This is a genomic window from Paraburkholderia sp. BR13444 (assembly GCF_040948755.1).
In the GTDB taxonomy this organism is placed as follows: domain Bacteria; phylum Pseudomonadota; class Gammaproteobacteria; order Burkholderiales; family Burkholderiaceae; genus Paraburkholderia; species Paraburkholderia youngii.
Window position 1 is genome coordinate 216,568 of record NZ_JBFPKM010000006.1, and the last position, 19,078, is coordinate 235,645.

Genomic DNA, 19,078 nt, shown 5'->3' on the forward strand with positions numbered 1-19,078 from the left:
CTGCGCGCGCGCGGGCGATGGTGTGCTATTGCGCTCCGCGCCTCGGCCGGGAGAATCACGTGCCTGTGGGCAGTATCCCTGGGCGCAGCAGATTGGCCAGGTAGCGGGCATCTGTCTCGTCGCCGCTGTGCTTGAGGCCATCGCATTTCTCGATCGCAGTGGTGTTGGCCAGGTGCCCGATGAAGCCGACGGCCTGCAGCCGATCCATCAGCCAGTACCAACCAGGAATCCGACGTTCTTTGTGACCGTGTAGTAGATAGCCGCTTCGTCTGCAAGCATCATCTGCCTCTGGAGTGACGTCGCAACCCTGAAGTACCGGTCGATCGGCGTTTCCTCGCCGCGTTTCGGCCGGTTGCCTCGCGACGCGCAGCAGACGTCACGGATCAGGTACGTCGGTACGGCCGGCGATGAGGTCGAAGGTTCCTGTAGGGAAAGACAACTATAATGGCGCGGTCTATTCACTTTCGGACCGGTGGCATGATGTGTCCCTCATGCTACGCGAGAGAATCGGTGTCCTGATTATTTGTCCGACCTATCTCTTCTCGCGCTGGTCGACTCGTTCAACATGCATACCCAGTTTCGCCTTCTCCCCGCGGCTGCCGTTCTTGCACTTGCGGGCGCAATGTCTGCGTGCTCGACGCCGAAACCGCTTTACCAGCAGGAGCAGTTCGACTCGGCCGACAGCCCCTATATGCACAAGTTCGAAGCAACGGCGGATTCCACCTGCGAAGCCGCCCGCCGCGCGTTACTAAGCCAAGGGTATATCGCCAGTCCATCGAAGTCGGATTCGGTCGACGGATCGAAGAATTTCCAGCCCAGCAACGATTCGCATGCGGTGATAGAAGTCCACGTCGTCTGCACCGCTGACGATCCGAAGAGCAGCCACAGCACCGCATATGTGAATGCAGTGCAGGATCGCTATGCGCTGAAAAAGAGCAATACGTCGGCGAGCGTCGGCCTGAGCGTGTTCGGATCCTTGTCGCTTCCGATCGGTTCGAGTGATGACTCGATGGTGAAGGTCGCGAGTGAGACGATTCCAGCAGGGGTCTTCTATCAACGTTACTTCGCGCTCGTTCAACATTACCTGAAAGTGGACGCGGTCCAACCTGACCCTGCCGTCGCCACGACCCCGGCTGCGGCTGCGCGTCCGGCTGCCGCTACTACTATGGCTGCGGCGCCAGGCCAGCCACAGGCCCTGTCGCCGATCACCGATGCTCTGCCGCCGATCGGCGCATCGGCGGCCGCTGGCAATCCGCAAAATGCCGCGAACGTGAAGTAAGGGTCACCGATATCGCGAGTTGCCGCTGCCGTTGCTGCGTTCGCGCTATCGACTCAGCGGATCACCCATGCGCAGTTGCATGTAAAGCTCATTCAACTCGAAAGGGCCGGCAGCAACTCGACCCGCGGCGCGGATCTGCACTATCTGGACGACGTCCACGCCGCTGAAGCCAAGGTGGCTGAGTTCAGGCTTTCAACACCCCGAAGATCTCACCCAACATCGTCTTCGCGTCGCCGAACAGCATGCGATTGTTGTCCTTGTAGAAGAGCGGGTTGTCTACGCCGGCATAGCCCGAGGCCATGATCGACGAAATCGCATTGGTCACGCTCATCAGCGGCATGTGCAGCGCCGGCGTGACGTTCCAGATCACCATGTAGCCGACGAAGCAGGCCAGCACGAACACCGTGAAGTGCGACAGGAACGCGGCCGGCGCAAACTGGCCGACCAGCAGGAAAGCCAGTGCGCCGAGAGCGAAGACGACGGCAAGGGTCCTGGCCGACATCGGCTCGCCGGCGCCGCGGCCATGGCCTTTCGGCGTGGCCACCGCTGGCGGCGGCGTCTGAGGCTTCGGTGCGGCGGCCGCCTGCTTGATCGGGGGCGGCGGCCAGGTGACGTTGCCTTCCTTGATGACCGTGAGGCCGCGGATGGCATCGTCGTCGAAGTCGACATTGATCTTGCCGTCCTTGGTCTTGCACAGCTCCTCGACCACGCGCAGCAGGTTGGATGCATTAAGCGTGGACGACAGCCGGGCGAGGCGCGAGGCGGGTTCCGTATAGCCGACGATGGTCACGCAGTGGCGCACCACCGCCTCGCCGGGCACGGTCAGTTCGCAGTTACCGCCCTGCTCCGCTGCCATGTCCACGATCACGCTGCCCGGCTTCATCGACAGCACCATCTCGGCCGTGATGAGCTTCGGCGCCGGCTTGCCGGGAATCAGCGCGGTCGTGATGATGATGTCCGCGTCCTTCGCCTGCTGCGCGTACATCGCGCGCTGCGCCTGCTGGAAGCCCTCGCTCATGACCTTGGCATAGCCGCCGCCCCCCGAGCCTTCCTCTTCCTAGTCCACCTTGACGAATTCGCCACCCAGGGACTTGACCTGGTCGGCCACCTCGGCGCGCGTGTCGTTCTACAACACTGGCCACGGTCATCTCGGCTGGACTCTTTCGGCTGCCACCGCAGCCGCATTGGGCAGAATCGTTTGTGATCAACTGCCGATCGACGGCAGCTGAGAGGCCTTTCGCTGGTCGGACCGGAACTGATTGGCGTGTGGTGCTGCAACGCATTTCGCTTCGTGATTGGGCATAGAAAGTCCCCATCGCGATCGGTCTGCCGAAAAAGGCGAATTGATCCACTTACGCGCTCATGCGCCGCCCGCGACGGGCGCGCTACGCCGTTTCCGGAGCCCGTAAGGGCAATCAAGGCGAAGCATGCCTAGGTCCATCATTCGTCGCCCTTTGCCTGATGGATCAAGTCTCGCGTAGAGTCAGTTCGACATGCTTGAGGCGCCGTGTAATTCGCTCGACGAACTCCAACGTCACGTGCGGCAAAGCACGCTGATTCGGGACGATGATGCCGACAGTGAGCGCGTTCGCGTTTGCATCGTCGAGCGGACGCCAAACCACGTCGCCGCGCGACAGTTCGTCGAGGAAAGCCAGTTTGGAAAAAAACGAAATGCCGCGGCCGGACGCGATCAGCCGCTTGAGGAGTGTCGTCGAGTTGCAGGTCACGCTGGGTTGCAACGTTTCCCAGTACTCGGCGAAGTCGGTCGTGACAACGCCCTGGATCGGCGAGCGGCCTTCGAGTCGTAAAAACGCATGGCTGCGGCACTCGTCGAAGCTGATTCGCTCCTTCTTCGCGAGCGGATGCGAAGACGCCATCACCACGCCCGGCGGTAGCGGCACTTCCGCCACCACATCGAGGCCCGCGGGCAGCTTTGTGATGTACGAAATGCCGATGTCGTACTCGCCGCTCACGAGCCTCGACGGCACATCGTGCGGAGGCACCGCAACGATCGAATAGGTCACGGCCGGATAGACGTCCGAGAATTCCTCGACCGTGGCTGGCAGAAAGTCCACGAACAGCGAGTCCATCGCAGCGACCGACACGTGTCCCTTGCGTTCGCCCTTCAGATCGTCGAGTTCGCTGCGCATCAGATGGAAATCGTTCAGCGTCGCGCGAATGTGCTGCAGCACGCGTTCGCCGGCCGCGTTAAGGCGAATGCCGTTCGGCAGCCGGTCGAACAGTTCGGTGCCCATCTCGGCTTCGAGCTTCAGGATCTGGCGGTTCACCGCGCTGGACGCGACGTAAAGGTTCTGTGCCGCCTTGCGGATCGAACTGCACCGCGCCACTTCGACAAAATATTTCAGGACGTTCGCATGCATCGTGTTGCCTCAATTCGTGACCCGCACCGGCCACGCCGCGACCTCGGGATGATCGCAGGCTACCTTACCGACGTCGCACGCGCCACCCGGTGAACCGAGGGCACTCACCCCGGCGCCGAAGAACTCGCGGTTTACGGCGGCGAATGCTGCCTCCGCGGGCGGGAGTTCTTCGTCGTGGTAAATGGCCTCGGTTGGGCACACCGACACGCACACCCCGCAATTGATACATTCTTCGGGATGAATGTAGAGCGTACGCTCGCCTTCGTAGATGCAGTCGACCGGGCAGCATTTCACGCATGCGCCGTCTTTCACGTCGATGCAAGGCGAGGTGATGACGTAGGCCATCAGCTTCCGCTCCAGCAAGGCTTGCGTTTTTCCCGGAAGGCGCGCACGCCTTCGTGTGCGTCCTCCGATTGAAGCGCGGCAACCAGCGCGGGCAGCCGCAGCGCCTGCGCTTCCGACGCTGACAGCGTGGAGGTGCGCCTGACCACCTGCTTGATTGCCTGCAACGACAGCGGCGCGCATGCAAGCACGGCGTCGACCCAACGCTGGACAGCGGCATCGAGTTCGGCGCGCGGCACGACCTCGTTGACGAGGCCCATGTCGAGCCCCTCGCGTGCGGAGACCCTCCGGCCGGTCAAAAGCATCGCCATCGCCTGACGGTATGGAATCTGACGTTGCAGCAGTGTCATGCCGCCGTCGAGCGGCATACGGCCGACAAGCGCCTCGGGCAAGCCGAAACTCGCCTCGTCGCACGCAATCACGAGATCGCACCCCAGCACCATTTCGAAGCCGCCGCCGAGCGCATAGCCGTTGACACGCGCGATCACCGGCACGTTCAGGGTCTCGCGCAGCGCGATGCCACCGAACCCGCCGGGACGCGGCGCGGCCCAGTATTCAAGGCCGCTCGTCGACGGATTCTTCAGGTCCGCGCCGACACAGAACGCCCGCTCACCCTCGCCGGTCAGAACCACGACGCGCACGTCGTGGCTATGCTCCAGCTCGGTCCAGATGCGTTGCAGTTCGGCTTCGGTCGCAAGGTCGACGGCGTTGAGCGCATCGGGCCGCGCGAGCGTCACGGTGGCAACATGCTGATCGATCACCAGACGGACGCTCATGCCGCCTCCGTGGCGACGCCGCCGCGCAATTGCCGAAGCACTTCCTCGGTGTGCTGTCCGAGCTTCGGCGGGGCGCGCAGCAAGCCAACCGGCGCGAGCGACATCTCGATCGGACTGCCGATGAAACGCACGGGCTGCCCTTCGCCTTCGCCTTCGATGATCAACTGGTTATGCAGCGTTTGCGGATCGACGAGCGCTTCGCGCAGATCGCGTACCGGCGCGCACAGCAGATCCTGCTCTTCGAGCCGCGCCAGCCAGAAGGCGCGCGTGTTGCTCGCGAAGCGCTCGCGGAAGATGCCTTGCAGCACCGCCTTGTGGACGAACTGCTGCTCGAGGCTGCAAAAGCGCGGATCGGTGGACAGGTCGTCGATTTGCAGCGCCGCGCAGATGTCGCGCAACGGATTCGCCTTGAAGGCGCCGACCAGAACGAGCGCACCGTCCTGCGTATCGAATACGCCAGAGAGCGGCATCGCGGCCCAGTTCACTTCGGAGTCGGCCATCATGATCATCGCGGCTTCCTGCATCTGCATCGCGAGCATCGAGTTGTAAAGCGAGACGTTGACCTTTTGCCCTTCGCCGGTGCGCTCGCGATGCAGCAACGCGAACAGAATGCCTTGCACCATGTGCATGCCGGCCGAATAGTCGGCGAGCGCAGTCGGGTACACGGAGATGGGCAGCGAGTCGTCGGCGCGACGCGCCATCACGCCGCTCATCGCCTGCGCGAGCACGTCCTGCCCACCCTTGTGCGCATACGGGCCGGTTTCTCCAAAGCCCGAGCCCGCCGCGTAGATGATCCGCGAGTTGAGGCGGCGGCAATCTTCATAGCCGAGACCCATGCGGTCCATGACGCCTGGGCGAAAATTGCTGACGACCACATCGGCCTCTGCAATCATGGTCTTGAGCGCCGCCATCGGCCCAGCGTCGCGTAGATCGAGCTCCACGCTGCGCTTGTTGCGGTTCAGACTGCAGAAGATGGGGTTGTCCGCACCGGCCACCGGCTCGAACGTCGAGCGGCTCAAGTCGCCCGCGCCCTTTCTCTCGATCTTGATCACATCCGCGCCGTAGTCCGCGAGCATCTGGGTGCAGACCGGGCCCATCATGACTTGCGTCAGATCGATGACGCGCACGCCGGAGAGCGGCAAGTCGTGGGTCTTGTTCGTGTTATGCGCGTCGCTCATGCTGCCTCCCTCGCATCGACGTGAACGGCAAGCGGCGGGACGTCGGCGTTGCGGCCGGTCTGGTCACCGGGATCCGCGCCCTGCGTGCGCAGTGTTTTCTGCAGCGCGCGCACATCGACGTTGCGCACTGATACGCCCGCGCCGAGCGCAAGCGCGGCGGCGACGCCGGCGGCTTCACCCATGGCCATGCACGGCGGAATCTCGCGCGACATTTTTTGTGCCTGCGACGTTGCCGAGTAGTGCCGGCCCGCGACCAGCAAATTGTCGATCTGCTTCGGCAACAGCACACGATACGGCATGTAATAGTCGCGTCCGCGTGCAATGCTGTCATCGAAACGGGTGCGCTGCGCGAGATCTTCCTTGGTCATCACATATTCGCCTTCGAGCAGGCGGGTCTGGCGCACGCCCGTCTGCGGCGCGACGTCGATCACGTAAGCCTGCTCGAAGCCGGGCAGCTTCTCACGCACGAAATCGACGACCGCGTGAATATGCTTGCGGCCTTGCACTTCGGCACGCGTCAAGTCCTCGGGCTTGAGGCCGTCGAGACCGGCCATGTGCGGGCAGTTGCACCACACGACGCCCGGCAGCGGCGTCTTGAGCCACCAGTAACCCCACGAGCCGCCGAGAATGCGCTTGATCTGGCGATCAAGCGCCGCAAACGCTTCCGGCTCCTCGGCTTCAAAGCGCTCGGCCGCCTCGGTGTCCACGCCGCCGAGACGGAACACCGTTGTCGTGATATAAGTGCCACCCACATGCGGTACGCCGGCCGACGCCGCGACATCGAGGTCGCCGGTCGCGTCGATCACGATATCCGCGAGGATGGCTTCGCGGCCGCTTTTCGTATCGCAGATGACACCCTTCACCTGGCCATCCTCGACTAGCGTGCGCGAGAACCACGAGTGCAAACGCAACTGAATGCCAAGCGATTCCACCATCTCAAGCGCGACGCGCTTCATTGCATCGGGATCGAACGCAGCCGCGAAGCACACGGGATGCGGCGTCTTCTGGCTGTGAAAATCGAACGTGCCCCAACGGCCCCACTGGCGATACGCGGCGGGATCCTCGCCCCATTCGTGCGAACGCGGGAACATGGCGAGCTTGCGCGCCGCCATGCGCTCAATGAAGGTCATGCAGATGCCGCGCACCGAAATTTCCTGAAGGTGGTTGTCCCACATGTCGTCGAGCACCAACACCATGCCGCCCGAAGCAAGACCGCCGAGGTGGTTGTAGCGCTCCAGCAGGGTCACCTGCGCGCCATTGCGCGCCGCGCCGATCGCCGCCGATAGGCCCGCGGGGCCGCCGCCGACCACGACGACGTTTGCTTTTGCCGCCACGCGCACATCGCGCGCGGGTTCCTGAATCCACTCGCTGATCATATTCATTTCGTCTCCTATCGGAATGGGGTGTGTCGCTCGTTGTCAAAGGGCGCCGTCGGGCTGCCACCGGATTAACCAGCGCTCGAGCACGGCGATTACGAGGAAAAAGAGGCCAGACAGGACGGCGCTCATGATGATCGCCGTGTACAACAAGGCCGAATCGAAGCTGTAAGTTGCCTGAATGATCATCGCGCCGATACCTTGCGTCGCGCCGATCCATTCGCCGACCACCGCACCGATTACTGACATGGATGCGGCGATACGCAGCGCGGAGAACAGATAAGGCAATGAGGCGTACAAGCGCAGCTTGAAGAAGATCTCCCGCTTGCTTGCCGACAGGATCTGCATCAGTTCCATCGCCTGCGGATTCACCGCCTGTAGTCCGCGGACCATGTTCACGAGCGTCGGAAAGAAGCAGACAATTGCCGCAATCGTGATCTTCGGCTCCAGACCGTTGCCCATGATCAGCACGAGGATCGGAGCTTTTGCGACCACTGGGATCGAGTTGATCATCACCGCGACCGGGTAGAAGATGTCCTGCAATGTCTTGTTGTGCACGAAGACGGTAGCAAGCAGGATCGCTGCGAAATTGCCGATCAGGAAGCCCCCGGCCGCCTCGATGGCGGTCGGCACCAGGTTCTGAAGCAGCACGTCGCTCTTACTGAAAAGCGTTTGCAGCACGAGCAGCGGTGAGGGTGCGATAAACGGCTTGACATGAAAGCCCGCCACGATTGCCCACCACGCGAACAGCAACCCCGCGACACCGATCGCCGGCAGGACGCGGGCGCGCCACACTTGCTGACGACGGCGCGCGAGCCAGGCCTGCGCTTCAGGATCGGCCGTCTGGGAGGACAGGTTCAATTGCATTTCGGACGTGGCCATCAGCAGGTCTCCAGTACGCGCCGCAGATAGGCGGCGAGATCGACGAATTCGCGGCTCTCGCGAATATCGAGCGTGCGGTCTTCAGGCAGCGTCACCGGCACGATCTCCTTCACGCGGCCGGGGTTGGCCGCCAGCATCAGCACGCGCTGACCGAGAAACGCCGCTTCATAAATGCTGTGCGTGACGAAGAGCGTGGTGAGGCCCATGTCCTTCCACACCCGACGCAGTTCTTCGTTCAGCCGGTCGCGCGTGATTTCGTCGAGCGCGCCGAACGGCTCGTCCATCAGCAGCACTTTCGGATCGCTCACGAGCGCGCGCGCAATCGCAACGCGCTGTCGCATGCCACCCGACATCTCATGCGGGTAAGCGTCCTCGCGACCCTTGAGACCAACGAGTTCGAGCAGTTCGCGCGGCGTGGCGCGGCCCGAACGAGCCTTGCCGCCCGCAACTTCAAGCGGCAATTGCACGTTCTGGATGGCCGTGCGCCACGGCAACAGCGCAGCATCCTGAAACACAAAACCGATGTCGCGACGCTCGCGTGCCATTTGCGGCGCGGCGCCGAGCACACTGATCTCGCCACGGCTCGGCTTGATGAGGTCGGCGACCACCCGCAGGAACGTCGACTTCCCGCAGCCCGAAGGACCCAGCAAGGTAAGGAATTCGCCCGTGGCGACGTCGAGGCTCAACCCTTCGATCGCTGTCACGCTGCGCCGCTCGGTGAAGAAGCGCACGTTGATGTTGCGGCAACTGATCGACAGTCCCGCCTCTGGCGACACGCCGAAGGGCGAACCGGTCTGCTCCGCGCGCGGCGGATTCATAGTGGCAGCATGCATGGATTACACCGTGAGGCGAGAAGATTGGGTGGCCTTGAGCACGTCCATCGTCATCACGTCCTCGACCTTCGGCTGATGAGCGCGGAATTGTCCTAGTTGCCCAAACATCGTGATCTGTTCCTCCCAGACCCTCGTATCCATCGTGCCCCACCCCTGGGTCTTGGTGGTCTGGTTGAACGCGTAGCTCATCAGCGAATCAATGGCGACCCGTTCGTCGGCACGGTTCAGATTCGGGTATTCCTGGATGAGCAGATCGACGGCCTGGTCGCGGTGCGCATTGGCGTAGTTCCAGCCGCGCGCCGTTGCCCGCAGAAAGCGCGCGACAGTGTCGGGATGATCCTTGAGGGTATCGGTTCTCGCGTAGTACGGCAGCGCATAGAGGCGCACACCCGTATCCCACAGCCGCAAGTCGACACGTTCCGCTCCGAGCGGCTTGAGCGCCGTGGTGTTGGTTTGCCAGCCTGTCACCGCATCCACCTGACCGCTCAGCAGCGGGATCATGTCGGCGCCGATCGGCACGATGTTGACCTGGCTTTCCTGAATCCTGTTCTTCGCCAGCAGCGCCTTTAGGAGCACCATGCCAGTGGACTGGATGCCGATACGCTTGCCGATCATGTCCTGCGGCGTATGTATCGGATTCTTTGCGAGCGAAAAGAAGGTGTAAGGATGCTGCTGAAGCCCGACCGCGATGCACTTGATCGGCAGGCCCTCGGAGACCGCCAGCATGATCGACGGGCTTGATGAGATCTCGCCGGCTTCGAAACGACCCGAGGCAACCATCGCCACCCCATCGATGTTCGGTCCGCCCGGCTGGATATGGAAATCGATCCGCTCCTGCTCGAAATAGCCGAGCCGCTTTGCCACTACTTCGCCAACCTGGTTGCCGCCCGGCACCCAGCCGAGCTGCATGTTGACTGTTGTCCTGTCGCCGGCAAACGCACGCACCGAAAGAAGTGCGCCCGTTGCAGCCATGCCGCCCGCCGCAAGTGTCATACACAGCAAACGCCGGCGAGCGGCATTCTCGACTACTGACATCTTTACCTCCGATGGTCCTTCACGGGTTCAAGAATCTGGCCTTTTTGTCCGCGGTGTTGCGGTTGAACCCATTCTCAGCAGCCAAAAGTGTCCCCGCAAGCATCAATTTTGACGCCCAGCGATGCCAAAATTAGAGCGGCAGTCCGACGCGGAGTTTGTGCGATAGGCGCGAGACCGTGCGCGATTCGTGCACCTTCGGCGCACGGACGCGCGAAAAATCAGTTCACCCGGAGTCAAATTCAGTGCTAGGCGGCGCGAATTTTGTTCCGCAAGAATCTGCTCGAAGACGGTGGAAGCGCTGATTTCTGCCCGCAGAGTTGCAAGCCTCGTTCACATTCAAGCCGCAGTGACTCAGGCGTGCCGCGGAGCAGGATGAAGTTCGCAGAAGCGTCTATCAGACAGCCACTCACTTCGTCGTCCTCATTTTATAAGTGGTTCGCATACCAATTTTCACGTGCACGCAAGCACCCAGGGGAATCATGAATCGACGTGTCTTTGTTGCCGCCGTAGCCGCACTTGCCTGCCAGGTCGCATCCGCCCAAAGCAGCGTGACGCTGTATGGCCTGATCTCTACCGGCATCGTCTATGCGAACAATCAGAAAGGAACCGACAAGCAGGGGCACGCCACGTGGCAGTTTGCAAGCGGGCCGATGCAGACGCCTCGCTGGGGCATGAAGGGCGTGGAAGATCTCGGCGGCGGCCTGAAGGCGGTCTTCACGCTGGAAGGCGGCTACAACCTGGGCAACGGCACTCTGTCGCAGGGCGGCCGGCTATTCGGGCGGCAGGCTTTCGTCGGTTTATCGTCGAAAGCGTTTGGCACGGTGACATTCGGCCGCCAATATGACGAAGCCGTCACGCTATGTGTGTTCTCATCGGCCTGCCAGTTTGCTGCTTACGGCGCGCCTATCGGCGACAGCGACAACGTGTTCGACACCTTCCGCATCAACAACGCAGTGCAGTACAAGAGCGTCGAATACCGTGGCCTCCAGTTCGAAGGGCTGTATGGTTTCTCGAACAAGGCGGGCGGCTTCTCGGACAACAGCGCGTACAGCGCGGCCGCGCAGTATAAGAACGGACCGCTGTCGCTTGGGGTGGCGTACCTTCAGGTCGACATGCCGAATGACCCCAACAATCCCAATGGCGCGGTGGTCGGCGATTACGGGTTCTCATCACCGTTCGTCACGAATCCGGCTACCGCTGCCGGCGTAAGCAAGCAACGGATGTTCGGTGCGGGCGGCGCATGGGCGTTTGGATCAGCGAACCTTTCGCTGCTCTACACCAATGTGCGATTCGAATATCTCGATGCCTCCCGCCTCACGCTTCAGAACGCTCAGATTTCATTGACCGATTACGTGCGTCCCGATCTGATGCTCGGCGCCGCGTACATCTTCACGACTGGACAATATCATCCGCAGGACAATAGTCCGAAGTGGCATCAGGTGAACGTCGGTGTCGACCACCTGCTAAGCAAGAGGACCGATTTGTTCCTTGTCGGCATTTACCAGAAGGCGGCCGGAGACGCACAACACGCGCAGATCTACACGCTGTCGCCGTCCACCACCAAGACGCAGGTTTCCGCGGTGATCGGCATGAGGCATAAGTGGTGAGCTTCGGACCAAACGGAGAGCGAGCCACTGCGCCCTCCCCCGCGAACCGCGCTTTGTAACATCATCTTTAAAGGAAATTGAATGATCGATGCGCGATCGGCGCGCCGGGCAACACACCGCTCGTTGCGCTGTACACGAGCGTCTTCAACGGTGGCTCGGGGTATGCACCGGGCACCCAGGCGCAGTCGCTCGCCTACAGCCTCGATCACGGCGCGACCTGGCGGCCCTGCGCGCACAATCCCGTACTCATGCTCGATCCCGAATCGAAGCAGTTCCGCGACCCGAAAGTGTCGTGGTACGCGCCGGGCGGGTACTGGCTGATGACGACCGTCGTCGCCGACGCGCACGTGGTGAAGCTGTACCGGTCCGGCGATCTGATCCACTGGACGTTCCTGAGCGATTTCGCGCTGCCGGACATCCCGCACGACGGCGCGCTGTGAGAAATGCCGGACCTCGTGCCGCTGGCGCTCGACGGCGATCCCCGGCGCATCAAGTGGGTGATGATCGTCAACATAAATCCGTGGTCGATCGCGGCTCGGTCGAAGTGTTCGACAACGGCGGCCGCGCCGCACTCACGGACCCGCCACGTGACGCGGACCGCGTCGCTGTATTTTCCGAACACGGCAGCGCAACCTGCGAAATTCCACCCTCCTCATGACCTCGTCATGCGCGCGTACGATGCGATCATTGCTGCCATTTCTTGAGCAGCGGGCGTTAGTGGAACGCTTGCGCGCTGAAGGAGGCTAACGGTGGATTCGGCCGGTGTTTCGGCGATGGCAATCGACGTGAGTTCTCCGCCGAACAGCCTATGCCGAGTGACGACTGATGGCTCCAGCGACAACCAGTCGGTTTCGACGATCAGATGCAGCGTGTCGAACAGTGCCTCGGTGGTGGCAACGATGCGGGGCGGCGTCAGGCCGCGTTCGACAAACAGGTCCGTTAGGCGGTTGACGGGCGGCGCGGTGGCCGCACCGGGCTGGCGCGTCGCAATCCAGTCGCAACGTGCCAGTTCGGCGAGCGTTTTGGCGTGCCGCAGCGGGTGCTCACGTCGGCAGACAACTACAGGGTCCGACGGAAAGAGCGGTGTGACCGCCAGGTCCTGCGCGTCGGTTTTGTGGCCAACGAGCGCGACGGCGAAGTCGAGCGTGCCGTCGCGCAACCACGAGATCATCTTGCGCGAAGTGCCGTTGACAAGGTGTATGGAGACGCGCGGAAAGCGGGCGCAATACTGCGTCAGCACAGGCGCAAGCGTGTGGATCATCGGCTCCGTGGTCATGCCGAAGGTCACACTGCCAGTGAATTCGCCGCGCAGCTGCCGCATCTCGTTCTCGGTACGATCACATTCTCCGAGAATCGCACTGGCGCGCGCGAGCAGTCGCTCCCCGAAAACGGTCAGCCCGATGCCGCGGTTCGTACGTGTGAGCAGCGGTGCGCCGAGTTCGAGCTCCAGGTTCTGCAATTGCTGCGTAATGCTGCTTTGGGCGAGATTCAGCGCGCGGGCGGCACCGCGCAGACTGCCCTGCTCGGCAACTGTTGAAAAGATGCGCAATTGCGCAAGAGTTAGGGACATGAGTCGGTGATCGGGAGAAACGATCATGATAGTCATTTCCGCACTTTGCGGGGCATTTTGAGCGCCATAGGATCGCGGTGTCTTTTGGAGAACCCCGTGACCATGACGAAATTTCTTCGAGCCATACCCGGCGGCCTGATGGCAATGAGCCTCTTCGCCGCGGCTGGTCTTGCGCAAGCGGCCGATACGGGCGTCGTTCGCTTCGGTATCGACCCGACCTATCCCCCGATGGACGCCAAGGCGCCGGACGGTAGCGTTCAGGGCTTCGACGTCGATCTCGGCAACGAAATCTGCCGGCGCATGCATGCGCAGTGCAAGTGGGTCGAGCTGGAATTCTCGGGGATGATCCCGGCGCTCGCCGCGCGCAAGATCGACGCGATCCTGTCGTCGATGGCGATCACCGAAAAACGCGCGCAGCAGATCGCCTTCTCGTCGAAGCTCTATCGGTTCAAGTCGCGTCTCGTGGCGCGCACCGGTTCAGGATTCGGCACCGATGCTGCATCGCTCTCCGGCAAGCATATCGGCGTGCAGTCGGGTACGCAGTTCGAAGGCTACGCGCTCGCAAACTGGGCTCCGCACGGCGTGAGCATCGTGCAGTACAAGAGCCAGCAAGAAGTCTTTGAGGATCTCGTCACGGGCCGCATCGACGGGGCGCTGCTGGGCACGGTCGAGGCCGATCAGGGTTTCCTGCGCACGCCGCAGGGCAAGGGCTTCCAGTTCGTCGGTCAGCCGCTGTCGATGGGCGACCACGGTGTGGGCATCGGCATGCGCAAGGACGACCTGCAACTCAAGGCATCGATCGACGCCGCAATCGCGTCGATGCTGGCCGACGGGACGTATGCCCGCATCGCCCATCGCTACTTCTCGTTCGATCCGTACGCCAACTGAGCCCGTCCGGGACCGCGCTGACGCTTCCAATTTCGCTTTCATCACGCAATGCATACGCAATCGATTCCATTGATCTCGCCTGCGATCGGGACGCGGCGCGAACTCGCGAGCCTTCACTTCGGCCCCCGCGATGCCGCGGCCGGCCAGCAGAAGATTTACATCCAGGCGGCCCTGCACGCCGACGAGACGCCGGCAATGCTCGTCGGCGTGATGCTCCGGCGCCGCCTTATGGAACTCGATGACGCAGGCGACGTCGATGCGCAGATCGTCCTCGTGCCGGTGGCCAATCCCGTCGGCCTCGCGCAACACGTGCTCGGCCAGTTCATTGGCCGTTTCGATCTGGCGAGCGGACGCAACTTCAACCGCAGCTTTCCGGCATTGGCTGGCGGCGCAACCGCGCGCGACGGCGTGCTCGGGCCGAACGCACAGGACAATATCGCCGACGTGCGAAAGCTGATGCGCGAGACGCTTGCCCAGCAGAAGCCGCGCACCGAGTTCGAGTCGCTTCAGCATGCGTTGCTCGAACTGTCTCTCGACGCCGACGTGGTGATCGACCTTCACTGCTCGCTCGAAGCCACGCTGCACCTCTACACGAGCGACGAAGCGTGGCCGCAGTTTGAGCCGTTGGCCCGCTATCTTGGGGCAGAGGCGTCGCTGATCGCAACGGATTCGGGTGGGCAGTCCTTCGATGAAGCACATAGCCTGTCATGGTGGACGCTGCAACAGCAGCTTAGTGACGCGACCCTGCTACCTCCCGGTACGATTGCCGCGACGATTGAATGTCGCGGACAGCGCGACGTGACGTATGAAACTGCGGCGCGCGACGCCGAAGCCATTATCGATTTCCTGCGCGCGCGCGGCGCGATACGAGGCGCCCCGCGGACGCTGCCGCCGCTCATACGAGAACCGACGCCACTCGCCGGCAGCGAGCAGTTCTATGCGCCGAGAAGCGGAATCCTCGTGCACCGCGCGACGCCGGGCGACTTGATCCGGCCCAGTGACCCGCTCTTCGATATCGTCGATCCGCTTACCGACGAGACGCATACCGTGTACAGCCATACCGAAGGCATTTTCTATATGAGGCGCGCGATTCGTTTCGTCACGGCCGGTGCGCCGCTCGGGCGAGTGACCGGGACACGTCAAATTCGCACCGGCGTATTGCTGGGCGCGTGAAAGCGCCGGATCCCAACAATACATGCCTCAGTAAATACGAATATAAGCAGTGAAAATTTTATAACGTTAATAGGTTGGAAGATTCGTCAATGAAAAAACATATTCTCTCCCTTGCTCTGCTGTCGTCGTGTGCGACATCGGCTTTTGCTCAGAGCAGCGTGACGCTTTACGGCGTGGTCGATGCCAGTATTGTCTATACGAGCAACCAGAAAGGGCATTCCGCGTGGGAAACGGTTAGCGGCAACGAGTCGGGTTCGCGCTGGGGTATGCTGGGCAGCGAGGATCTGGGAGGCGGCTCGAAGGCTATTTTCCGCTTGGAGAACGGCTTTAACCTGTTTTCAGGAAAGCTCGCGCAGGGTGGTCGCGAATTCGGGCGCCAGGCCTATGTCGGGATGTCCAACAAAGATCTGGGCACCGTGACGCTCGGCCGCCAATACAACGCCGAGCAGGATTATCTGGCGCCAATTCAGATTGGCTACTCGCTCACTGCCTACTCGCTGCATCCGTACGACACCGACGCGCTGAACAGCACGTTCAGAACCAATAACATGGCGAAGTACGTATCGCCGACCGTGGCCGGACTGCAGGTCACCACCACCTATGCGTTTAGCAACTCTACAGATTTTGCAGGGAACCGGAGCTGGAGCGTGGGCGCCAAATACGCCCATGGTCCGCTCTCCGCTGCGGCCGCCTATGTCATGCTCGACCATCCGGGTAGCGATACAGCCGGCGCCGTGGCTTCAGACAACTACTACCCAAGTTCGTTTATACATAACGTGATCCGTCAACAAATCTGGGGTGCGGGCACGACGTACACGATTGGTAACGCCACGGTAGGCCTCCTCTACACCAACACCGTGTTCAGCCTGACCGGGGGTACGGAGCGCTTCCAGAATATTGATGGCGGCTTGCGGTATCAGGTGACCCCTGCTGTGACCGCGACTGTGGAAGAGACATACACGCTGGTGGGCTCGACGGCTTCAGCACCGCGCAGCTCGCACTATTGGCAAACAAACGCCGGTGTGCAGTACTTCCTCTCCAAGAGCACAGACGTGTATCTGAACGGAATCTATCAGCGCGCTTCTGGTGTCGTGGCCTTCATCACTTCCGCTACGGCAGCCTCGAGCAATCAATCACAGGTTGTGGCAGTAGCGGGTATTCGTCACAAGTTCTGAACCGAAAACCCCAGTGCCGGAGCTTGAGACCGCGCCAGTTGGCAAATACAACGATTCACTTTCCTCAGTCCGAGTTGCTAAAAAATAGTAGAGGCTGTTATGAAATTCCGATTCTTTACCGCGCTTATTCTGGCGGGGATGCTCGCCTCTGCGGCGACGCATGCCGGAACCTTGACTGAAATTCGCTTCGGCGTTGACATGACCAACCCACCTTTTCAGATGAAGGGTGTGGACGGTCAGCCGCAAGGCTTCGACGTCGAGGTGACTCAAGCCGTGTGTGCGGCGGCGCGCGTGCGCTGCGTGTGGGTGGAGAACAGCTTTGACGGCATGATTCCCGCGTTGCGCGCACGTAAGTTCGATGCGATCGCGGTCCTCGGCGTAACGCCGGCACGACGCGCTGCGATCGACTTCAGCGACTACGTCTACCATGTCCCCACGCGTCTCGTCGCTCGCTCCGAGAGTGGCCTCTTGCCGACGGCGGCTTCACTTGCTGGCAAGCGCGTCGGCGTGCAGCAGGGCACTATCCAGGAGGCGTATGCGCGTGCACATTGGGCGAATGCGGGCGTCAACGTCGTTCCGTACGCGGACCAGAATGAAATCTATTCCGACCTGGCAACCGGGCGGCTAGATGCAATGTTTGCCATGTCCGTCGCAATGCAGCGCGGGTTTCTCTCGACTCCGCAGGGCAAAGGCTTCGGCTTCGTCGGGTCTTACGTGGACGACGAGAAGATCTTCAGCAGGGGGACGGCCTATGGTATCCGTCAGGGAGACGAAGATCTGAAGAAGGTGCTTGACGCGGCTATCGCGCAGATCAATCGCGATGGCACATTCGATCGATTGCAGCGCAAGTACTTTGGCGATATTGACTTGCACGTCAAGTAGTTCGTCGATGAAGGCTGATAACCATGAATTGCGACACCCGTGTAATGACGCGCTGGCCCGGCAACGCCACCACAGTGGTGGCGGTGACGGTCCACGTGGATGGTCCCGCCATTCAAGCTGGAGAGGGGGTGCCGCCACTCGGCACGCACAGCCGCGGGCGGTATGCGATGCGGGCGGGCGTGTGGCGCTATCTTGAGATGTTGGAACGGCTGGGCGTGCCAGCGACTTTCTTTTCCTGCGGGCACGACGTAGAACACTATCCGCATGTCTTCACGGCCATCCATCGAGCCGGCCACGAGATCGCCGCACATGGTTATCAGCATGAGGCCTGGGCGCCAGGCGAGTGCGAACCGGCACTGCTGGAGAAGACGCACCGGATCATCACAGATCTCATTGGAGATCCACCCGTGGGCTGGTGCTCCCCGTCGGGCAGAAAGAGCCGCTTGACCATCCCCGTGCTGCGTAGACTCGGGTACTGGTATGACGCGAGCGAAAAGGATTTCGACCTGCCGTATCTGCTAGACGGCGCCGAAGCGACTGACGTCCGCCCGGGATTCATGGTTCTGCCGAACAACACGACCTCTCTGGACGATTTTCCGCTGTACACGACAGGGCAGGCACTTGCGCCCGAGGTGCTCGAAAACTGGATCGAAGAGTTCGAGGCGATCCATCAGCACGAGGGCTATCTGCAATTGACGATCCACCCCAAGGCAGGAGGCGGGTCTGGCACTCCGGCGCGGGCCCGGACAGTGGAGCGATTCATCGAGTACATGGCTCGACACCGGGGCGTTCGCTTCATGACCTTGCGCGACCTGGCCGGTCATTGCCTGAAGCATCCCGACCAGTGGCGGAGCGAGAAATGAGTGACTCGATGCGCACGGTGATCGTGACCGTCAACGTTCACGGCGTGGGCCCTGAGGCCGCCGCAGTAGCGGGCGATGATCTCTTCGGCCGCTTCGGCCATGGACGCTACACATATTACCTCGGGCTTGCACGGCTGCTCGATACGTTGCAAGACAACGGCATTGCGGCGACGTTCTTCTGGCCTATCTGCGAGGTCGAGCGCTGCGGGACGTTGTTCGACAGGTGTCTCGCGGATGGTCACGAAATTGCGGCGCATGGCAATGCCTTTGAAGACCACCTGCTGTTGGGCGAAAGAGAGACGGAAGTGCTGGGCCGCATGCACGAACGATTGACCGCGTTGACTGGTACTGCGCCGCGGGGCTTTCGGGCACCGACCGGCACACTGACCTTCAACACGATCCGCTGCCTGCGAGCCTTGGGGTACGCCTACGACAGCAGCTCTTTCGACGACGACGCGCCGTACTCGCTGGCAGACGATGGCGGCGAAGGTATGGTTGAGCTGCCATACAGCGAAGGCCTTTGTGACGCTACGCACTTTCGCCGGCGCTTCACCCAGCGGCGTGCCGAACTGGCCATGCAGGAAGAATTCGACGCGCTCATCGAAGTAGAGGGATATGCCTGCCTGACGCTGCATCCCCGTGGTGACATCGGTGTGGGTCGCCACGCGCGTCTGGCAATGCTGCAGCGCCTGCTGGACCGTATGCGTGATGGCGGCGTACAGTTTCGCCGCGCAGCGGACTTGGCTGCAGACATCATGGTCAATGGCAACGCAGTATGGAACGGGAATCCCCGGTAACACGAAAGGAGCCCCCACATGAACTTCAATCAGGTAGCGAA

Annotated in this window: 18 protein-coding genes and 3 pseudogenes; 10 read left to right on the forward strand and 11 right to left on the reverse strand. The window is 61.8% G+C overall.

What is annotated here, in order from left to right:
• Positions 1–55 precede the first annotated feature (55 nt).
• Positions 56–208: a hypothetical protein gene (locus AB3X95_RS19285; protein WP_368622247.1), complete on the reverse strand. Its 153-nt coding sequence runs from the start codon at positions 206–208 to the stop codon at positions 56–58.
• Between the two features lie 357 nt (positions 209–565).
• On the opposite strand from AB3X95_RS19285, the pseudogene AB3X95_RS19290 reads away from it, so the two are divergent.
• A pseudogene (locus AB3X95_RS19290) lies at positions 566–1,270 on the forward strand (DUF2242 domain-containing protein); the annotation flags it as partial.
• Between the two features lie 193 nt (positions 1,271–1,463).
• Here AB3X95_RS19290 and AB3X95_RS19295 read toward each other — a convergent pair.
• The 9 genes and pseudogenes from AB3X95_RS19295 to AB3X95_RS19335 form a co-directional block, all read right to left on the reverse strand.
• Positions 1,464–2,405, reverse strand: a pseudogene (locus AB3X95_RS19295) (Re/Si-specific NAD(P)(+) transhydrogenase subunit alpha); the annotation flags it as partial.
• A gap of 340 nt (positions 2,406–2,745) precedes the next feature.
• Positions 2,746–3,660: a LysR family transcriptional regulator gene (locus AB3X95_RS19300; RefSeq protein ID WP_176366148.1), complete on the reverse strand. Its 915-nt coding sequence runs from the start codon at positions 3,658–3,660 to the stop codon at positions 2,746–2,748.
• A gap of 9 nt (positions 3,661–3,669) precedes the next feature.
• Positions 3,670–4,005: a ferredoxin gene (fdxA, locus tag AB3X95_RS19305; RefSeq protein ID WP_176123007.1), complete on the reverse strand. Its 336-nt coding sequence runs from the start codon at positions 4,003–4,005 to the stop codon at positions 3,670–3,672.
• Positions 4,005–4,778 (reverse strand): enoyl-CoA hydratase-related protein, encoded by a 774-nt coding sequence (locus AB3X95_RS19310; protein WP_368622248.1) that lies wholly within the window; start codon positions 4,776–4,778, stop codon positions 4,005–4,007. Before AB3X95_RS19310 ends, fdxA begins: the two co-directional genes overlap by 1 nt.
• Entirely contained in the window at positions 4,775–5,956 is a 1,182-nt protein-coding gene (locus AB3X95_RS19315) for a CaiB/BaiF CoA-transferase family protein (protein WP_176123005.1), read from the reverse strand. The genes AB3X95_RS19310 and AB3X95_RS19315 overlap by 4 nt, the downstream gene beginning before the upstream one ends.
• Complete coding sequence (locus AB3X95_RS19320) at positions 5,953–7,338, reverse strand: FAD-dependent oxidoreductase (protein WP_368622249.1); 1,386 nt, start codon at positions 7,336–7,338, stop codon at positions 5,953–5,955. The genes AB3X95_RS19315 and AB3X95_RS19320 overlap by 4 nt, the downstream gene beginning before the upstream one ends.
• 36 nt (positions 7,339–7,374) lie before the next feature.
• Positions 7,375–8,214, reverse strand: a complete 840-nt coding sequence (locus tag AB3X95_RS19325; protein ID WP_368622250.1) for an ABC transporter permease — start codon at positions 8,212–8,214, stop codon at positions 7,375–7,377.
• Positions 8,214–9,047: an ABC transporter ATP-binding protein gene (locus AB3X95_RS19330; protein ID WP_368622251.1), complete on the reverse strand. Its 834-nt coding sequence runs from the start codon at positions 9,045–9,047 to the stop codon at positions 8,214–8,216. The genes AB3X95_RS19325 and AB3X95_RS19330 overlap by 1 nt, the downstream gene beginning before the upstream one ends.
• Positions 9,048–9,050: 3 nt before the next feature.
• Positions 9,051–10,082: an ABC transporter substrate-binding protein gene (locus AB3X95_RS19335; RefSeq protein WP_368622252.1), complete on the reverse strand. Its 1,032-nt coding sequence runs from the start codon at positions 10,080–10,082 to the stop codon at positions 9,051–9,053.
• A 479-nt stretch (positions 10,083–10,561) separates the two neighbouring features.
• Here AB3X95_RS19335 and AB3X95_RS19340 point away from each other — a divergent pair, with 479 nt between their 5' ends.
• The 3 genes and pseudogenes from AB3X95_RS19340 to AB3X95_RS19350 all read left to right on the forward strand — a co-directional run bounded on the left by AB3X95_RS19340 (position 10,562) and on the right by AB3X95_RS19350 (position 12,347).
• Complete coding sequence (locus AB3X95_RS19340) at positions 10,562–11,689, forward strand: porin (protein ID WP_368622253.1); 1,128 nt, start codon at positions 10,562–10,564, stop codon at positions 11,687–11,689.
• A 95-nt stretch (positions 11,690–11,784) separates the two neighbouring features.
• Positions 11,785–12,222 (forward strand): annotated as a pseudogene (locus AB3X95_RS19345) (glycoside hydrolase family 32 protein); the annotation flags it as partial.
• An 11-nt stretch (positions 12,223–12,233) separates the two neighbouring features.
• On the forward strand, positions 12,234–12,347 hold the full coding sequence (locus tag AB3X95_RS19350; RefSeq protein ID WP_368622381.1) for a hypothetical protein: 114 nt from the start codon (positions 12,234–12,236) through the stop codon (positions 12,345–12,347).
• On the opposite strand, the gene AB3X95_RS19355 is transcribed toward AB3X95_RS19350, so the two are convergent.
• Positions 12,342–13,259 carry a LysR family transcriptional regulator gene (locus tag AB3X95_RS19355; protein WP_176123032.1) on the reverse strand — a complete coding sequence of 306 codons (918 nt, stop codon included), beginning with the start codon at positions 13,257–13,259 and terminating at the stop codon, positions 12,342–12,344. The two genes, AB3X95_RS19350 and AB3X95_RS19355, sit on opposite strands and share 6 nt — an antisense overlap.
• Positions 13,260–13,403: 144 nt before the next feature.
• On the opposite strand from AB3X95_RS19355, the gene AB3X95_RS19360 reads away from it, so the two are divergent.
• The 6 genes from AB3X95_RS19360 (at position 13,404) to AB3X95_RS19385 (ending at position 19,037) form a co-directional block, all read left to right on the forward strand.
• The gene (locus tag AB3X95_RS19360; protein WP_368622254.1) at positions 13,404–14,147 is read left to right on the forward strand and encodes a transporter substrate-binding domain-containing protein; all 744 of its coding nucleotides are present in this window, start codon (positions 13,404–13,406) and stop codon (positions 14,145–14,147) included.
• Between the two features lie 48 nt (positions 14,148–14,195).
• Entirely contained in the window at positions 14,196–15,320 is a 1,125-nt protein-coding gene (locus tag AB3X95_RS19365; RefSeq protein ID WP_368622255.1) for a succinylglutamate desuccinylase/aspartoacylase family protein, read from the forward strand.
• Positions 15,321–15,409: 89 nt separating this feature from the next.
• Positions 15,410–16,495 (forward strand): porin, encoded by a 1,086-nt coding sequence (locus AB3X95_RS19370; RefSeq protein WP_176366159.1) that lies wholly within the window; start codon positions 15,410–15,412, stop codon positions 16,493–16,495.
• Between the two features lie 99 nt (positions 16,496–16,594).
• Positions 16,595–17,377: a transporter substrate-binding domain-containing protein gene (locus AB3X95_RS19375; protein ID WP_176122995.1), complete on the forward strand. Its 783-nt coding sequence runs from the start codon at positions 16,595–16,597 to the stop codon at positions 17,375–17,377.
• 23 nt (positions 17,378–17,400) lie between these two features.
• A complete protein-coding gene (locus AB3X95_RS19380) occupies positions 17,401–18,240 on the forward strand; it encodes a polysaccharide deacetylase family protein (RefSeq protein WP_176366160.1) in 840 nt (279 codons plus the stop codon).
• Positions 18,237–19,037 carry a polysaccharide deacetylase family protein gene (locus AB3X95_RS19385; RefSeq protein ID WP_176122993.1) on the forward strand — a complete coding sequence of 267 codons (801 nt, stop codon included), beginning with the start codon at positions 18,237–18,239 and terminating at the stop codon, positions 19,035–19,037. Before AB3X95_RS19380 ends, AB3X95_RS19385 begins: the two co-directional genes overlap by 4 nt.
• The last annotated feature ends 41 nt before the right edge of the window (positions 19,038–19,078 follow it).

Coding starts and splice junctions, on each gene's coding strand:
- AB3X95_RS19285 (WP_368622247.1), bottom strand. CDS start 208: ATGGATCGGCTGCAGGCCGTCGGCTTCATCGGGCACCTGGCCAACACC.
- AB3X95_RS19300 (WP_176366148.1), bottom strand. CDS start 3,660: ATGCATGCGAACGTCCTGAAATATTTTGTCGAAGTGGCGCGGTGCAGT.
- fdxA (WP_176123007.1), bottom strand. CDS start 4,005: ATGGCCTACGTCATCACCTCGCCTTGCATCGACGTGAAAGACGGCGCA.
- AB3X95_RS19310 (WP_368622248.1), bottom strand. CDS start 4,778: ATGAGCGTCCGTCTGGTGATCGATCAGCATGTTGCCACCGTGACGCTC.
- AB3X95_RS19315 (WP_176123005.1), bottom strand. CDS start 5,956: ATGAGCGACGCGCATAACACGAACAAGACCCACGACTTGCCGCTCTCC.
- AB3X95_RS19320 (WP_368622249.1), bottom strand. CDS start 7,338: ATGAATATGATCAGCGAGTGGATTCAGGAACCCGCGCGCGATGTGCGC.
- AB3X95_RS19325 (WP_368622250.1), bottom strand. CDS start 8,214: ATGGCCACGTCCGAAATGCAATTGAACCTGTCCTCCCAGACGGCCGAT.
- AB3X95_RS19330 (WP_368622251.1), bottom strand. CDS start 9,047: ATGCATGCTGCCACTATGAATCCGCCGCGCGCGGAGCAGACCGGTTCG.
- AB3X95_RS19335 (WP_368622252.1), bottom strand. CDS start 10,082: ATGTCAGTAGTCGAGAATGCCGCTCGCCGGCGTTTGCTGTGTATGACA.
- AB3X95_RS19340 (WP_368622253.1), top strand. CDS start 10,562: ATGAATCGACGTGTCTTTGTTGCCGCCGTAGCCGCACTTGCCTGCCAG.
- AB3X95_RS19355 (WP_176123032.1), bottom strand. CDS start 13,259: ATGTCCCTAACTCTTGCGCAATTGCGCATCTTTTCAACAGTTGCCGAG.
- AB3X95_RS19360 (WP_368622254.1), top strand. CDS start 13,404: ATGAGCCTCTTCGCCGCGGCTGGTCTTGCGCAAGCGGCCGATACGGGC.
- AB3X95_RS19365 (WP_368622255.1), top strand. CDS start 14,196: ATGCATACGCAATCGATTCCATTGATCTCGCCTGCGATCGGGACGCGG.
- AB3X95_RS19370 (WP_176366159.1), top strand. CDS start 15,410: ATGAAAAAACATATTCTCTCCCTTGCTCTGCTGTCGTCGTGTGCGACA.
- AB3X95_RS19375 (WP_176122995.1), top strand. CDS start 16,595: ATGAAATTCCGATTCTTTACCGCGCTTATTCTGGCGGGGATGCTCGCC.
- AB3X95_RS19380 (WP_176366160.1), top strand. CDS start 17,401: ATGAATTGCGACACCCGTGTAATGACGCGCTGGCCCGGCAACGCCACC.
- AB3X95_RS19385 (WP_176122993.1), top strand. CDS start 18,237: ATGAGTGACTCGATGCGCACGGTGATCGTGACCGTCAACGTTCACGGC.